Here is a 15,310-nt window from a genome sequence, read left to right on the forward strand (position 1 = left end):
GATAGATAAGTAACGATTCAATTTATATATCTGTTGTTGACTCTTATTGCATTTATGGCGCATGCTTTAGGTGCGGTATGCGCGTTCCTGATTGGTGCGTGCGTATGAATTATTAAAATGGAGTATTGTGAGATGGCTACATGGGTTGACACGGCGGGTACAAACTATTGGGAAGGGCCTCTTGGGCAGTCGAATTCAGCATTTGGTCTTGCTGGGAATGACACGATATTCACCGGAAACCTTGATGATTACGCTTCGGGAGGGGAGGGTAACGATTATATCATTGGTGAAGCTGGTAACGATGATCTTTATGGCGATAATGGTAACGATACGCTCGGTGGTGGAGATGGTAATGATTTTCTAGATGGCGGTAATGGTCACGACTATTTGGTCGGAGGGAATGGTAATGATGAGTTGTTTGGAGGTGATGGGAACGATTCAATGGGAGGAGACGCTGGCAACGATCTTCTTAATGGAGGAAACGGCGATGATCTTTTGGTCGGAGGGTCAGGCAACGATACAATGAATGGAGGCTCTGGGACTGATACTCTTCTTGGAGGTGATGGAGACGACGTCTATCAGCATGATTGGCTTCAAGGTGGAACTACTTATATTCAGGATTCGTCTGGTTCTGGAGACACCTTGGTGTTCTCAAATGCGAGTCTAAATGATCTTGTCTGGGGTATCGCCGACAATGGTTATGACCTGTATATTCTGCATGCATCCGATGCTGCGGACGGAATAATGGATCATGGCGTTTATATTGATAATTATTTCACTTACGGAGGCGAAATTGAATGGCTAACGGCAGGTAACCAGACAGTAAACCTTTGGGGCTGGCTAACCTCCTGACAAGGCATGAGGTATTTATGAGTAAATTCTTGTGTTTATGTTTGACTCTCGCCAATGTATCGTGCTGAGCTGATAGCTGTAGATTTAATCAGTTCAGGGTTATCCCGGTGAGTAAGGACGCGGATCAAAGCCCCATCTCCCTGGGTTCAAGCCATTAGGTTTGCTCGGCCCGGCAAAGGTTTTGATCTGCACCCTAAATTGCGTCTGTATTGCCGGTCAAAACCTCACTTTGATGAACAGAAGCTAAAGGAGGTCTTGATCGGCAATCTCATCTGCCGATCAGAGCATCTGCGTTTCTTATATGTAACGCTCATGTGATCACATCAGAAAGTGGACAGTCATGGTTTCGGGCCCGGCCTCATCATCAGTGGGTGACTGACCAGCAGTCGATGATTGCCGTAACACCGGGAATCGGGCGCAATCGAATTTCTGATAAGATTGATGGCGGGCCGAAAAAGCGGCGAATGCGCGCCAGCCCAAGAAAGGACGAGCGCCGCCACTCATGCGGGGACACGCGGACGGGCCTGCTGATTTGATGCGGGTCATACCGCGAGGTTTGCGGTTAGGGTGCGACCTTTCCCCGCATGTTGGAGCGCAATGATGTGGAACACGTCCCGCTGGCGGAGCGCCGCCCTGTCCGCCCTTTTCCTGTTGGGGCTGGGCACCTCCGCCGAAGCGGCTGAGCCGGTCAAGGTCAAGGTGTTCGTCGGCGCTATGTTCGAGATCGGCAAGAACACCGGCGACCGCGCCGGCGAGTTCCAGAACTGGTACGAGCGCTACTGGCAGTCCGCTGAGCCGATCGCCGTGAAGGGCGCGCTGAACCCCGTTTACTGCAACGCCGACGGCGTCTGCGGCGCGGTTCTGGGGATGGGCAAGGTCAGCTCCTCCGCGTCCATGCAGGCGATCCTGCTGAACCCGCAGCTCGACCTGTCGCAGGCCTATTTCATCATCTCCGGCGTGGCCGGCACGCCGCCGTCGCGCGGCACCATCGCCGAGGTCAACTGGGCGACCTGGCTGGTGGATTACGACCTGGGTCACCGCTGGGCGCCGGAGGAGGGCAAGCCGGGCGAGCCGACCTTCATGCCGCGCAAGGGCTATGAATCCGTCCGCCTGTTCCAGCTGAACCCGGCCCTGGTCTCCTGGGCGATGAAGCTGACCGGCGACACGCCGCTGAAGGACTCCGACAGCGCCCGCGCCTACCGCCAGCGCTACCCGCAGGATGCCGCCCGGCGCGCGCCCTTCGTCGGCACCGGCACGCACATGACCGGCGACACCTTCTTCCACGGCCCGGGCATGTCCGAGCAAGCGCAGTACATCGCCAAGCTCTACGGAGCCGACGATTACGTCATCACCGAGATGGAGGCCGCGGCGATCACGCTGGTCATCAAGCGGACGCTGGGCTCCGACCGGGTGATGAGCCTGCGCGGCGCCGTGAACTTCGACCAGGGCAATCCCAGGGAAACCACGCTGGAGCATCTCGACCCGAAGCCGGGCGAGACCGCCGGCGGCTTCGCCGAGACGGTGGAGAACGTGGCGCTGGTCGGCGCGCGCATGACCGATCACATCGTGTCCCACTGGGACCAGTGGCAGGCGGGCGTTCCGGCGCTCCCGGCCCAGTAACCCGAAGGTCTGCGGTGCGACGGCCTTCCGTCGCAACGCCCGGCACTTTTGGCTGACTGGACATGCTCCGGCCCGGATCCCAGTTCTCACTGGGGTGGGCAACGGGTCCGGAGGTGTCCCATGGATGAAGCGCTGGTGATTCGCGACGCGCGGCCGTCGGACGCGGTGGGAATCGCCAAGGTCCATGTCGCGACGTGGCAATCCACCTATCCGGGCCTCGTCCCCGACACCTACCTCGTCAACCTGTCGGAAGCCGCCGCGGCGATGCGCTGGCACAACGCCGTCCTGGCCCACGGGCCGGGCCAGGGCGCCCTGGTGGTGGTGGACGGCGCGGATTCGGTGGTGGGATTCGCCACCTACGGCGGGCGCCGCCTTCCGGTGGAGGGGTATGAGGGCGAGTTCTACGCCCTCTATCTGCTCGACGAGGCGCAAGGCCGAGGGCTGGGCCGCCGCCTGATGGCGACCATGGCCGAACGGCTCCAGGAGGGCGGCAAGCGCACCGCCGTGGTGTGGTGCCTGCGCGACAACCCGGCGCGCTGGTTCTACGAGCGGCTGGGCGGAGTCCGGGTGGCGGAGCGGCCCATCCGCTTCGCCGGGGCGGAGTTGGTGGAGATCGCCTATGGCTGGCGCGACCTCGCCCCGCTTGCACGCTTGTCCGCGGGGCCTGAAATGCGGTAGTCAGGGGCTTGTCCCCCCGCATCAGGTTGTCGTCCATGTCCGCCGAGCGCGTTCTCATCCTCGATTTCGGGTCGCAGGTGACCCAGCTCATCGCCCGCCGCGTCCGCGAAGCCGGCGTCTATTGCGAAATCCATCCGTTCAGCATGAGCGAGGAGCGGATTCGCGACTACGCGCCGAAGGCGATCATCCTGTCGGGCAGCCCGGCCTCCGTCACCGAAGAGAACGGCCCCCGCGCGCCGGAGGTGGTCTTCACGCTGGGCGTTCCGGTCCTGGGCATCTGCTACGGCCAGCAGACCATGTGCCACCAGCTCGGTGGCACCGTGTCGGGCTCCGACCACCGCGAGTTCGGGCGCGCCTTCATCGAGGTGAAGCAGACCTGCGCCCTGTTCGACGGGCTGTGGGCGGTCGGCTCGCGCGAGCAGGTGTGGATGAGCCACGGCGACCGCGTCACCGCCCTGCCGGACGGCTTCCAGGCCGTGGCGGTCAGCGACGGCGCGCCCTTCGCCGCCATCGCCGACGACGCCCGCCAGTTCTACGGCGTGCAGTTCCACCCGGAGGTCGTGCACACCCCGCACGGCGCGCAGCTCCTGTCGAACTTCGTGCACCGCGTCGCCGGGCTGAAGGGCGACTGGACCATGGCCGCCTTCAAGCAGCAGGCCATCGAGAAGATCCGCGCCCAGGTCGGCAGCGGCAAGGTGATCTGCGGCCTGTCGGGCGGCGTCGATTCCTCGGTGGCCGCCGTGCTGATCCACGAGGCCATCGGCGACCAGCTGACCTGCATCTTCGTCGACACCGGCCTGATGCGCGCCGGCGAGGCGGAGGAGGTGGTGACGCTGTTCCGCGACCACTACAACATCCCGCTGGTGCACCGGAACGCGTCCGAGCTGTTCCTGGGCAAGCTGGCCGGCGTCACCGATCCGGAGCAGAAGCGCAAGATCATCGGCGGCCTGTTCATCGAGGTGTTCGACGAGGAAAGCGCCAAGGTCGGCGGCGCGCAGTTCCTGGCTCAGGGCACGCTGTACCCGGACGTGATCGAAAGCGTGTCCTTCACCGGCGGCCCGTCGGTCACCATCAAGTCGCACCACAATGTCGGCGGACTGCCGGAGCGCATGAAGCTGAAGCTGGTGGAGCCGCTGCGCGAGCTGTTCAAGGACGAGGTCCGCGCGCTCGGCCGCGAACTCGGCCTGCCGGCCGCCTTCATCGGCCGTCACCCGTTCCCCGGCCCCGGCCTCGCCATCCGCGTTCCCGGCGAGATCACCCCGGAGAAGCTGGACATCCTGCGCAAGGCCGACACGGTCTATCTGGAGGAGATCCGCAACGCCGGCCTCTACGACGCGATCTGGCAGGCCTTCGCGGTGCTGCTGCCGGTGCGCACCGTGGGCGTGATGGGCGACGGGCGGACCTACGACCATGTGCTGGCCCTGCGCGCGGTGACCTCGACCGACGGCATGACCGCCGATTGGTACCCGTTCCCGCACGATTTCCTGGCCCGCGTGTCGAACCGCATCGTCAACGAGGTGCGCGGCGTCAACCGCGTCGTCTACGACATCACCTCGAAGCCGCCCGGCACCATCGAGTGGGAGTGATCCGAGGGCATCGCCGTCGGTAGGCGCCGGGGTTCAGGCCATCGCGCCAAATCGGTGGTGGAAGAATGCAAAGGGCCGTCAGGAGCAGCAACGCTCCTGACGGCCCTTTTTTCGTGCGCCGAGGGCCTTGGTCGGTGCCCGGTGAAAGGGCGGAGCGCCTTCGCCACGTCGTAGCCTCACGGAATGTCGGAGAAAAAACACTTATTAAATTAGTAAAATCAAAGGCGATAAATCTATCGAGCAAGTAGATTATATTTGACAGCGCTCCGCGGGATTGGTGTGATTGGGAGGCAAATCACGCTGACGGCGCCATCCCGGGAGACTTCGATGACAGCGGACGTGACACGGTACGGATTGACGGCACGGCAAGCCTTTCTCGGCCTGACCTTCGCCGCAGGGGTGGCGCTGGCGTCCCCCGGTGGAGCGCGAGCCGAGGTGGCGGATCTGACCATCGCCATCCAGTATGGGCTGGGATACCTGCCGCTGATGATCGCCAAGAATCAGGGGCTGATCGAGAAACACGCCGAGGCGCAGGGGATCGGGCCGGTCAAGGTCAACTGGCTGGTTTTGAACGGCGGCGTTGCCGCCAACGACGCGCTGTTGAGCGGCAACGCCCACATCGTCTCCGCCGGCATCGCGCCGCTGCTGACCGTCTGGGACAAGACGCGCGGCAGCATCGGGGTGAAAGCCATCTCCGGGCTGGACTCATCGGCCTACTGGCTCAACAGCAACAATCCGAACGTCCGCAGCATCCGCGACCTGACCGACAAGGACCGCATCGCGGTGCCTGCGGTGAAGGTCTCGATCAACTCGGTCATCCTCCAGATCGCTGCCGAGAAGGAGTTCGGGCCGGGGCACCAGTATGACGTCGAGCCGCTGACCACGACGCTGAGCCCGCCGGATGCCACCGCGGCGCTGGTCTCCGGCAAAACGGAAATCACCGGCCACGTCACCACCCCGACCTACGGGTCGCAGCAGCTTGCCCACCCGAACGTCCACCGCATCCTGAACTCACGGGACGTGATCGGCGAAGCGACGCTGGTGCTGGCCTACGCCACGCAAGCATTCTACGACGGCAACCCGAAACTCACCGCCGCCGTGGTGAAGGCACTGGGCGATGGCTTTGCGCTGATCAAGCGCGACAAGGCCGAGGCCGCCCGCATCTATCTGGCGGAGGAACGCAGCAAGCTGACCCAGGACGAGGTCGTGGCGCTGCTGAACAACCCGGACATCAGCTATTCCCAGGTTCCGCACAACACCGGCGTGATCGCCGATTTCATGCACCGCGTCGGCTCGATCAAGACCAAACCGGCCTCATGGAAGGACTACACTTTTCCCATTCTGCACGGCGAAACGGGGGGGTGATCCATGATCGGCGACCATGACCCGCCGGCGGAACTGATCTGCCTGCCCTTCCCGGAAGCCATGGCGCTGTGGCTGTCGATGTCCGGACCTGGAGCCCCCGATCCGGCGCCCGACCTGCGGCGTCTCCAAACCCTGTCGGTGGCCTGCGTGCTGCTCGGCTTCAGCGCCCTCGCGCTGCTCGCCTGGTTCGGCGCCGCCTGACGCCGACCACCCTCCGACCGCCTTTCCGCTTGTCCGTTCCTTCCTTCTTTCAAAGGAGTCTGTTCGATGAGCCTTTCCAACGCGTTCGACATCAAGCCCATCAATGGCAACATCGGCGCCGAGGTGCGCGGAGTGAACCTGTCCGGCGACCTGCATCCGGCGGTGCTGAAGGCGATCCAGGACGCCGTCTACGAGCACAAGGTGGTCTTCGTCCGCGACCAGCACCACATCGACGACGCCCGGCAGGAGGCGTTCGGGCGGTTGTGGGGCACGTTGGTCGGCCATCCGACCGTCCCGTCGCTCGGCGGGACCGAAGGCATCCTGGACGTGGACGGTACCCGTGGGGAACGCGCCAGTTCCTGGCACGCCGACATCACCTTCCTCGACGCATACCCCAGCATCTCCATCCTGCGGCCCCATGTGCTGCCGGATCGTGGCGGCGACACGCTGTGGGGCAACACGGCGGCGGCCTACGCCGAACTGCCGGAGCCGTTGCGCGAACTGGCCGACAAGCTGAGGGCCATCCATTCCAACCAGTACGACTACGCGGGCGACCGGGTGAAGGTGCGCGAGGATGGGCTGAAGCGCTTCAACGAGGTCTTCACCTCGACCGTCTACGAGACGGAGCACCCGCTGGTGTCCGTGCATCCGGTGACCGGCGAGCGCACGCTGCTGGTCGGGCATTTCCTGCAACGGCTGATCGGGTTCGGCACCTCCGACTCCAACCGCCTGATCGGAATCGTCACCGACCACGCCACCCGTCCGGAAAACACGGTGCGCTGGCACTGGTCGCCGGGCGACGTGGCGATCTGGGACAACCGGGCGACCATCCACCGCGCCGTGGACGACTACGGCAGCCGCCCCCGTGTCGTCCGCCGGACGACGGTGGCCGGCGATGTGGTGGTCGGCGTCGATGGCCGTCCCAGCGTGACCCGGGTGCTTGGCCGCAAGCCGAGCATCGCCGCCTGACATCCTGTCGGGTCCGGCATTGGGGTTACGCCCTCCGTGCCGGACCGAAGCGTCGCGGAACCGGCGGGCTGACGCGCCGGTTCCGCGGTTTTCTTTCGCGCACAAATAACATTTACAATATGTATTTATACGCAATTTTCCCTGTTGAATCGTTCGTAGAATCATGATGTCATTTTCCTACTAGAGATTAGGTAAACTTGATCGGAGGTTCGTATGGTCAAGCCTGGACGTATCATCCGCCGCGCGCTCTGCGCTTTGGCCGGGCTGGGGCTCGCCGCCGCAGCGCTGTCCGGCCCGGCGGCGGCGGAAGGCCGGATACGGATCGCCGAACAGTACGGGCTGGGCTATCTGCCGCTGCATGTGCTGCGCCACCAGAAGCTGATCGAGAAGCACGGCAAGGCGCTGGGGCTGGACATCAGCGTGGAGTGGGTGCAGCTCTCCGGCGGCGCGGCGATGAACGATGCGTTGTTGTCGGACAGCATCGATCTGGGGTCGGCGGGCGTCGGTCCGCTGCTGACCATCTGGGACCGCACCAAGGGCAACGCCAACGTCAAGGCCATCGCCGCCCTGAACAGCATGCCGCTGTTCCTGACCACCACCAACCCGACCGTCAAGACGCTCAAAGACTTCACCGACAAGGACAAGATCGCCCTGCCGGCGGTGAAGGTCGGCGTCCAGGCCCGCGTGCTCCAGATGGCCGTGGAGAAGGAGTTCGGAGAGGGCAAGTTCGACGCGCTCGACAAGCTGACCGTCTCGCTGCCGCATCCCGACGCCACCGCCGCCCTGCTGTCCGGCTCGTCGGAGATCACCGGCCACATCTCCGGCCCGCCGTTCCAGTACCAGCAGCTGCGCGACCCGAAGATCCATAAGGTCTTCAGCTCCTACGACGTGCTGGGCGGGCCGCACACCTTCAACCTGATCTGGGCGAAGGAAGCCTTCCGCACCAAGAATCCCAAGACCTATCAGGCCTTCCTCGGCGCGCTGAAGGAGGCGATGGACGTCATCAACGCCGACCATTCCGTGGCCGCGGACATCTATCTGGCGCAGAACCGGGGCGACCTCGACAAGGCCTTCGTCGTCAGCATCCTCGACGACCCGGACAACCGGTTCACCGTCGCCCCCGCCCGCGTCGGGGCCTTCGCCGACTTCATGCACAAAGTCGGCGCCATGAAGAACAAGCCGGCCTCCTGGAAGGATCTCTTCTTCGAAGACCTGCACGGCGAAACCGGGAGCTGATGTGATGAACGCCTTCACCTATCCCGACACCGTGGACACCGCCAATGTGTCCGAGCGTCCCCTGTTGGACGTGTCCGGCGTGACGCTCCAGTACAAGACGCGCCGCCATCTGGTGACCGCGACCTACCGCGTCGATTTCCAGGTGTTCCAGGCGGAACGCTACGTCCTGCTCGGGCCGTCCGGTTGCGGCAAGTCCTCGCTTCTGAAGGCGGTGGGCGGCTTCCTGGCGCCGGTGGAGGGGGCCATCCGCCTGAACGGGCGGGCGGTGACCGGGCCGGGGCCGGACCGCATGATGGTGTTCCAGGAGTTCGACCAGCTCCCGCCCTGGAAGACGGTGAAGCAGAACGTCATGTTCCCGCTGCTCGCCAGCGGTAAGGCGTCCCGCCGGGAGGCCGAGGAGAAGGCGCTGGACTGCATCGCGCGGGTGAACCTGTCCAAGTTCGCCGACGTGCATCCGCACATGCTGTCGGGCGGGATGAAGCAGCGCGTCGCCATCGCCCGCGCCATGGCGATGGAGCCGGACATCCTGCTGATGGACGAGCCATTCGCGGCGCTGGACGCGCTGACCCGCCGCAAGATGCAGGAGGAGCTGCTCCAGCTCTGGGACGACCTGCGCTTCACCGTGCTGTTCGTCACCCACTCCATCGAGGAGGCGCTGGTCGTCGGCTCGCGCATCCTCGTGCTGTCGCCGCATCCCGGACAGGTGAAGGCCGAGCTGAACTGCGACGGCTACGACCATGTCGCGGTGGGCAGCCCGGCTTTCCAGGACACCGCCCGGCGCATCCACACCATGCTGTTCGCCGACGAGGTGGAAACGGTGAAGGGGGTGCCGCAATGACCGGCCTGACCCTGGCGCATCAAGGCCGCCGCGTGCCTCCCATCCGCCCGGAGTATGAACGGACGGTCGCCACCACCGGCCCCATCGGCGACGTGGCCCGCCCGCTGTCCCTGTGGGAGCGGATCGGCAACATCACCGCGCTCCGCCGCTTCGCCGTGCTGGCCGCGGTGGCGCTGCTCTGGCAGATCGCCGCGACGTGGCAGAACAACCCGCTGATGTTCCCCACCTTCACCGCCACCGTCACGGCGCTGTGGGACGGCATCTGGCGGGAGAACCTGCTGTCGATGGCCTGGGTGTCGCTGTCGGTGCTGCTGAAGGGCTATGCCATCGCCGTGGTGCTGGCCGTGCTGCTGACCAGCTTCGCGGTGTCCACGCGCATCGGCAACGACGTGCTGGCCACCCTGACCTCGATGTTCAACCCGCTGCCGGCCATCGCGCTGCTGCCCATCGCCATGCTGTGGTTCGGGCTGGGGGCGGTCAGCCTGACCTTCGTTCTGGTCCACGCCGTGCTGTGGCCGCTGGCGCTGAACACCCACGCCGGCTTCACCTCGGTGTCGGAGACGCTGCGCATGGCCGGGCGGAATTATGGGCTGCGCGGCATCCGCTACGTTGTCACCATGCTGATCCCGGCGGCCTTTCCGGCCATCCTGACCGGGCTGAAGGTCGGCTGGGCCTTCGCCTGGCGGACGCTGATCGCGGCGGAGCTGGTGTTCGGCGTGTCGTCGGGCAAGGGCGGGCTGGGCTGGTTCATCTTCCAGAACCGCAACGAGCTGTACATCGACAAGGTGTTTGCCGGCCTCGTCACCGTCATCCTGATCGGCCTCGTCGTCGAGAACGTCGTCTTCCGCTGGATCGAGACCCACACCGTCCGCAAGTGGGGCATGGTCCGCTAGCAGCCAAATCCCCTCTCCCAGGGCGGGAGAGGGGATTCTTGAGCAAGGAAATCCATCCGTGCCTTTCGACAGCAACCTGACCACCGAGCGCCCGACCTTCGTTACGCATCTGGAATGCGCCTGCACGGGCGAGCGGTACGAGGCCGATACCGTCCACAACTTGTCCAGGGCGGGCAAGCCGCTGCTGGTCCGTTATGACCTGGAGGGGGTGCGCGGCGCGCTGACCAAGGACGCGCTGGCCGAACGCCCGCAGGATTTGTGGCGCTACCGCGAGCTGCTGCCTGTGCGCCGGGTGCAGGACATCGTCAGCCTGGGCGAGGCGGTGACCCCGCTGGTCGCACTGCCCAAGCTCGCCGCCAAACTGGGGGCCGCCGAGTTGCTGGTGAAGGACGAGGGGCGGTTGCCCACCGGCTCCTTCAAGGCGCGCGGGCTTGTCATGGCGGTGTCCATGGCGAAGGCCTTCGGCGTCGCGCACATGGCCATGCCGACCAACGGGAACGCTGGCGCGGCGCTGGCCGCCTACGCGACGCGGGCCGGCATCAAGACGACGATCTTCTGCCCGGAGGACACGCCGGAGGTCAACGTCTCGGAGATCGAACTCCAGGGCGCCACGGTCTACCGGGTCAACGGGCTGATCGACGACTGCGGCAAGATCGTCGGGGAGGGCAAGGCCAAGGCCGGCTGGTTCGACGTCTCCACCCTGAAGGAGCCCTACCGGATCGAGGGCAAGAAGACCATGGGGCTGGAACTGGCCGAGCAGCTCGGCTGGGAGGTGCCGGACGTCATTTTCTACCCGACCGGCGGCGGCACCGGCCTGATCGGCATGTGGAAGGCCTTCGCCGAGCTGGAGGCCATCGGCTTCATCGGCTCCAAGCGCCCGCGCATGGTCGCCGTGCAGGCCGCCGGCTGCGCCCCGATGGTCCGCGCCTGGGAGGAGGGGGAGGAGCATGCGCCGCGCTGGCCGGACGCCCACACCATCGCGTCCGGCATCCGCGTGCCGCAGGCGGTCGGCGACTTCCTGATCCTGCGCGCCGTGCGGGAGAGCGGCGGCTTCGCCGTGGCCGTTCCGGACGAGGCCATCCAGGCGGCCCTGGACGAGGCGGCGCGGGAGGAGGGATTCCTGCTCTGCCCGGAGGGCGCCGCCACCTACGCCGCCTACAAGCAGGCGCTGGCCGACGGCCGGGTGGGCCGCGACGAGCGCGCCGTTCTGTTCAACTGCGCGACCGGCCTGAAATACCCGCTGCCGCCGGTCCACCGGACGCTCGATCGCCACCAGCCCATCGACTATTCGGTGTTCTGAGGATGAGTGGTCCTTACGCGGCGGAGCGTCTCGTGGCGTTGCTCGACGCCATCCTGCAACGGTCCGGCAGCAACCCGGAGGAAGCGGCCATCGTCGCCGCCAACCTCGTGGACTCCGACGCCACCGGCCACGCCAGCCACGGCCTGTGCCAGATCGCCGTCTACGCGAAGAGCCTGGAGCTGGGCCATCTGCAACCCAACCGGCACGCCCGCATCCTCCGCGACGAGGCGCCGTTCCTTGTGGTCGAAGGCGATGTCGGCTACGGGCAGGTGATCGCTCGGGAGGCGACGGACCTCGCCATCGCGCGGGCCAAGGCGGGCGGGGCCTGCGTGCTCGCCCTGCGCAACGCCCACCACATCGGGCGCGTCGGCGCCTACGGCGAGCAGTGCATCGCGGCCGGGTTGATCGGGGTCTTCTTCGTCAATGTGGTCAGCCGGCCGCTGGCCGCACCCCATGGCGGCGGGCGGCCGCGGCTCGGCACCAACCCGATCTGCATCGCCGTTCCGGCCACGCCGGACCATCCGCCCTTCCTGCTGGATTTCGCGACCAGCGCGGTGGCGGCCAACAAGTGCCGGGTCGCCGCAGCCTCCGGAAAGGAGGTCGCCGACGGCCTGCTGATCGACGAGCGGGGCGCGCCGACGCGCGACCCCGGCGTGATGTTCCGCGACCCGACCGGCGCGATTCTGCCCTTTGGCGGGCATAAGGGCTACGGGCTGGCGCTCGCCTGCGAGATCCTCGCCGGGGCGCTGGCCGGCGGGTTGCCGGCCCTTCCGGAGAACCTGCGTCCGGGCCGGGTGGTGAACAACGCGCTGGCCTTCCTGATCGACCCGGCGCGGGTGGCCGAGTCTGGGGGCGACGCGGGGAATGGCGGTTGGCAGGCGTTGACCGACGCGGTGCTGGACCACATCCACGACACCCCGCCGGTGCCCGGCGGTGACGGCGTGCTGGTGCCCGGCGGGCCGGAGCGGCGGAGCCGGGTGTTGGCCGCGGAGCATGGCATTACGCTCGACCCCGACACCGTGCGCGCCCTGCACGACATCGGGGGCGCGCTCGGCCTCGACGTTCCGGCCTTCCTGGGGGCCTGACCGGATGGGGTCAGGGCAGGATGCGGTTGCGCAGAACCCCGTCCTCCAGGAACAGGCGGGCGGTTTCGGCGGCGTTGCGGCGCATCTCGATCGCGGCCTCGTCGGAATGGAAGGCGTTGTGCGGCGTGACCACGAGCCGGCCCTCCAGCCAGGATTCCCGCCGGCGCCACGCGTCCAGCAGCGGGTGAGGGGCGGGCGGTTCGGTCGGCAGCACGTCCGTCCCCACCGCGGCGAGCTGGCCGCTGCGCAGCGCCGTCTCCAGCGGGTCGAGGCCGGCGAACATCTCGCCGCGCGCGGTGTTCACCAGCAGGGCGCCGGGCTTCAACTTCGCCAGGAAGGCCGCGTCGATCAGGCCGCGGGTCTCCGGCGTCAGCGGGCAATGGAAGGTCACGATGTCGGATTCGGCCAGCAACTCGTCCAGCCGGCGGACGCGGTGGTAGCCGACCGCCTTCTCGTGCCCGGCGGGTTGCTGCGGATCGTAGCCGAGGATGCGGTAGCCGAAGGTCTTCAGCCGGTTCACCACCGCGGTGCCGATCCGCCCCACGCCGACGACGCCGACCGTCGCCGCGCTCGACCGCCGCAGCGGGGTCAGCGTGTTGGCCTGCCACGTCGTGCTGTAGCCGCGGGCGCGGGCATCATGCTCCCACAGCCGGCGCTGCAGCGAGAGCAGCAGGGAGACGGCGTGGTCGGCCACCTCCTCCGTCCCGTAGTCCGGGTTGTTGCAGAAGGGAATGCCGGCGGCCTCCAGCGCCGCCACGTCGACCTTGTCGTAGCCGACACCGAATCGAACGACGACGCGGCAGCGCGGCAGCTTCGCCACCGTCGCCGGGCCGATGCGGGTGCTCCACACCAGCAGCGCGTCCAGCCGGGCCAGACGCTCCGGGTCCAGATCCTCTTCGCGGCGGGTGTCGAGGAAATCCACCTCGGCACAGCCGTCCAGAACCGCCGCTTCCAGGTCCGGCGGGGGGATCATGTGGTCGGTGATTCCGACGACGAAGGGTGCACGCTTGCCCATGGTCATTCTGCGGTCCGGGTCCTGATGGTCGAGCGGGAAATCAACAAATTCCACAAGTTGTTTGCGACGCATGGGATATGAAAGCACATGCGATACAGCAAAAGCCAACTTGTTAAATAGGGATTCCTGATGCTCTAATGATGTCAATTCGGGGGCGCCCCGCGGGGTGCTGGACACAGGGAGAGGAACGACGAGCATGCCGTCCCACGACACCGCGCACAGCATCGCCATCGTCGGCGCCGGCTTCACCGGCAGTATCCTGGCGGCCCACCTTCTGCGCAAGGCGGAGGAGCCGACGCGCATCCATCTGATCGAGCGCGCCGGCACGCTGGGCACCGGGCTGGCCTATTCCACCGACAGCGCGGCGCATCTGCTGAACGTGCGCGCCTACAACATGAGCGCCTATCCCGACGATCCGCGCCACTTCCTGCGCTGGCTGTGGGCGAAGGACCTCGGCGGCGACGTGCCACCGAGCGGCCACGCCTTCGTGTCGCGCCGGCTCTACGGCGCGTACATCCAGGACGTGCTGCGCGAGGCGCAGGCGGAGGCCCCCGCCCACGTGACGCTCGACACGGTGTGGGCGGAGGTGGTCGATGCGGCGCTGGACGGCACCGCCGACAGCGGCGTGCGTCTGCGGCTCGCCAACGGGGACAGCCTCGCGGTGGACCGGGCGGTGCTCTGCGTCGGGCATTTTCCGCCTTCGCCGCCGCGCATCGCGGCGCCGGAGGTCTTCGCGTCGGAGCGCTTCATCGGCGATCCCTGGAACCGCGAGGCCGTCGCCGCCATCGATCCGGACGCGCCGGTGCTGATCCTCGGCACCGGGCTGACGATGGTCGATGCGGTGCTGTCCCTGGAGAACCAGGGCCACCGCGGCCCGATCCTGGCGCTGTCGCGTCGCGGCCTGCTGCCCACCACCCACCTGGAGACGCGGCCCTTCAAGAGCTTCGTCCATCCGCAGACGCTGCCCGGCACGGTGCTGGACGTGCTGATCGCCCTGAAGGCCGACGTCCGCCGCGCGCGGGAGGAGGGGCTGGACTGGCGCGCCGCCTTCGATTCGCTGCGGCCCTTCCACCCGCTGATCTGGAAGCATCTGCCGCTGGAGGAGCGGCAGCGCTTCCTGCGTCACGCCCGGCCTTACTGGGAGGTGCACCGCCACCGCATGGCGCCGGAGGTGGCCGCACGCATTGATGGCCTGCGCGAGAGCGGGCGGCTGACCGTTCGGGCCGGGCGTCTTCAAGCTCTGGCCTTGACCTCCGAGGGGGTGGAGGCGACGGTCCGCGCGCGGGGCGCCGAAGACGCGCTCTGGACACGCACGGTGGGCGCCATTGTCAACGCGACCGGCACCGAATGCGACTTCGGGCGCATCCGCCATCCGCTGATGCGTGCCTTGCTCCAGCAGGGTCTGGCCCGTCCCGATCCGCTGCGCCTCGGGCTCGACGTCACGGAGGAGGGGGCGTTGATCGGGGAGGGCGGAGCGGTGTCCGATCGCCTCTTCACGCTCGGCCCGGTCAGCCGGGCACCATTCTGGGAGATGACCGCGGTGCCCGAACTGCGCAGCCAATGCGCGGACGCCGCGCTGGCTCTCCTGCGCCGGAGGGCGCGGGAGCGCCTTTCCGCATAAATACAAAATCAATAAGTTATTTTTGACCCAAAAAACCTATTTCAATAATAG

The 15,310-nt window shown here is 66.3% G+C and carries 14 protein-coding genes; 13 read left to right on the plus strand and 1 reads right to left on the minus strand.

Annotated elements, in window-relative coordinates; translation table 11 throughout:
* Positions 1-132 precede the first annotated feature (132 nt).
* The 12 genes from GBZ26_RS17165 to GBZ26_RS17220 all read left to right on the plus strand — a co-directional run bounded on the left by GBZ26_RS17165 (position 133) and on the right by GBZ26_RS17220 (position 12,623).
* Entirely contained in the window at positions 133-852 is a 720-nt protein-coding gene (locus GBZ26_RS17165) for a calcium-binding protein (RefSeq protein WP_174439871.1), read from the plus strand.
* Positions 853-1,452: 600 nt separating this feature from the next.
* A complete protein-coding gene (locus GBZ26_RS17170) occupies positions 1,453-2,472 on the plus strand; it encodes a purine-nucleoside phosphorylase (RefSeq protein ID WP_174439872.1) in 1,020 nt (339 codons plus the stop codon).
* A 120-nt stretch (positions 2,473-2,592) separates the two neighbouring features.
* Entirely contained in the window at positions 2,593-3,150 is a 558-nt protein-coding gene (locus GBZ26_RS17175) for a GNAT family N-acetyltransferase (RefSeq protein WP_174439873.1), read from the plus strand.
* A gap of 35 nt (positions 3,151-3,185) precedes the next feature.
* Positions 3,186-4,736 carry a glutamine-hydrolyzing GMP synthase gene (gene guaA / locus GBZ26_RS17180; RefSeq protein ID WP_137141152.1) on the plus strand — a complete coding sequence of 517 codons (1,551 nt, stop codon included), beginning with the start codon at positions 3,186-3,188 and terminating at the stop codon, positions 4,734-4,736.
* Between the two features lie 327 nt (positions 4,737-5,063).
* On the plus strand, positions 5,064-6,101 hold the full coding sequence (locus tag GBZ26_RS17185; protein ID WP_211104803.1) for an ABC transporter substrate-binding protein: 1,038 nt from the start codon (positions 5,064-5,066) through the stop codon (positions 6,099-6,101).
* A gap of 3 nt (positions 6,102-6,104) precedes the next feature.
* Complete coding sequence (locus GBZ26_RS17190; RefSeq protein ID WP_174439874.1) at positions 6,105-6,302, plus strand: hypothetical protein; 198 nt, start codon at positions 6,105-6,107, stop codon at positions 6,300-6,302.
* A 66-nt stretch (positions 6,303-6,368) separates the two neighbouring features.
* Positions 6,369-7,271 (plus strand): TauD/TfdA dioxygenase family protein, encoded by a 903-nt coding sequence (locus tag GBZ26_RS17195; protein ID WP_174439875.1) that lies wholly within the window; start codon positions 6,369-6,371, stop codon positions 7,269-7,271.
* A 213-nt stretch (positions 7,272-7,484) separates the two neighbouring features.
* Positions 7,485-8,507 carry an ABC transporter substrate-binding protein gene (locus tag GBZ26_RS17200; protein ID WP_174439876.1) on the plus strand — a complete coding sequence of 341 codons (1,023 nt, stop codon included), beginning with the start codon at positions 7,485-7,487 and terminating at the stop codon, positions 8,505-8,507.
* Between the two features lie 4 nt (positions 8,508-8,511).
* A complete protein-coding gene (locus tag GBZ26_RS17205) occupies positions 8,512-9,345 on the plus strand; it encodes an ABC transporter ATP-binding protein (protein ID WP_174439877.1) in 834 nt (277 codons plus the stop codon).
* Entirely contained in the window at positions 9,342-10,238 is an 897-nt protein-coding gene (locus GBZ26_RS17210) for an ABC transporter permease (RefSeq protein WP_174439878.1), read from the plus strand. The genes GBZ26_RS17205 and GBZ26_RS17210 overlap by 4 nt, the downstream gene beginning before the upstream one ends.
* A 58-nt stretch (positions 10,239-10,296) precedes the next feature.
* Positions 10,297-11,538 carry a threonine synthase gene (locus GBZ26_RS17215; RefSeq protein WP_174439879.1) on the plus strand — a complete coding sequence of 414 codons (1,242 nt, stop codon included), beginning with the start codon at positions 10,297-10,299 and terminating at the stop codon, positions 11,536-11,538.
* Between the two features lie 2 nt (positions 11,539-11,540).
* Positions 11,541-12,623 carry a malate/lactate/ureidoglycolate dehydrogenase gene (locus GBZ26_RS17220; protein ID WP_174439880.1) on the plus strand — a complete coding sequence of 361 codons (1,083 nt, stop codon included), beginning with the start codon at positions 11,541-11,543 and terminating at the stop codon, positions 12,621-12,623.
* 10 nt (positions 12,624-12,633) lie between these two features.
* Here GBZ26_RS17220 and GBZ26_RS17225 read toward each other — a convergent pair whose 3' ends face one another.
* Positions 12,634-13,644: a C-terminal binding protein gene (locus GBZ26_RS17225; RefSeq protein ID WP_246653918.1), complete on the minus strand. Its 1,011-nt coding sequence runs from the start codon at positions 13,642-13,644 to the stop codon at positions 12,634-12,636.
* A 190-nt stretch (positions 13,645-13,834) separates the two neighbouring features.
* Between GBZ26_RS17225 and GBZ26_RS17230 the strand changes: the two genes are divergently transcribed.
* A complete protein-coding gene (locus tag GBZ26_RS17230; RefSeq protein ID WP_174439881.1) occupies positions 13,835-15,259 on the plus strand; it encodes an FAD/NAD(P)-binding protein in 1,425 nt (474 codons plus the stop codon).
* The last annotated feature ends 51 nt before the right edge of the window (positions 15,260-15,310 follow it).

This window comes from Azospirillum formosense, from assembly GCF_013340925.1.
Lineage (GTDB): Bacteria > Pseudomonadota > Alphaproteobacteria > Azospirillales > Azospirillaceae > Azospirillum > Azospirillum formosense.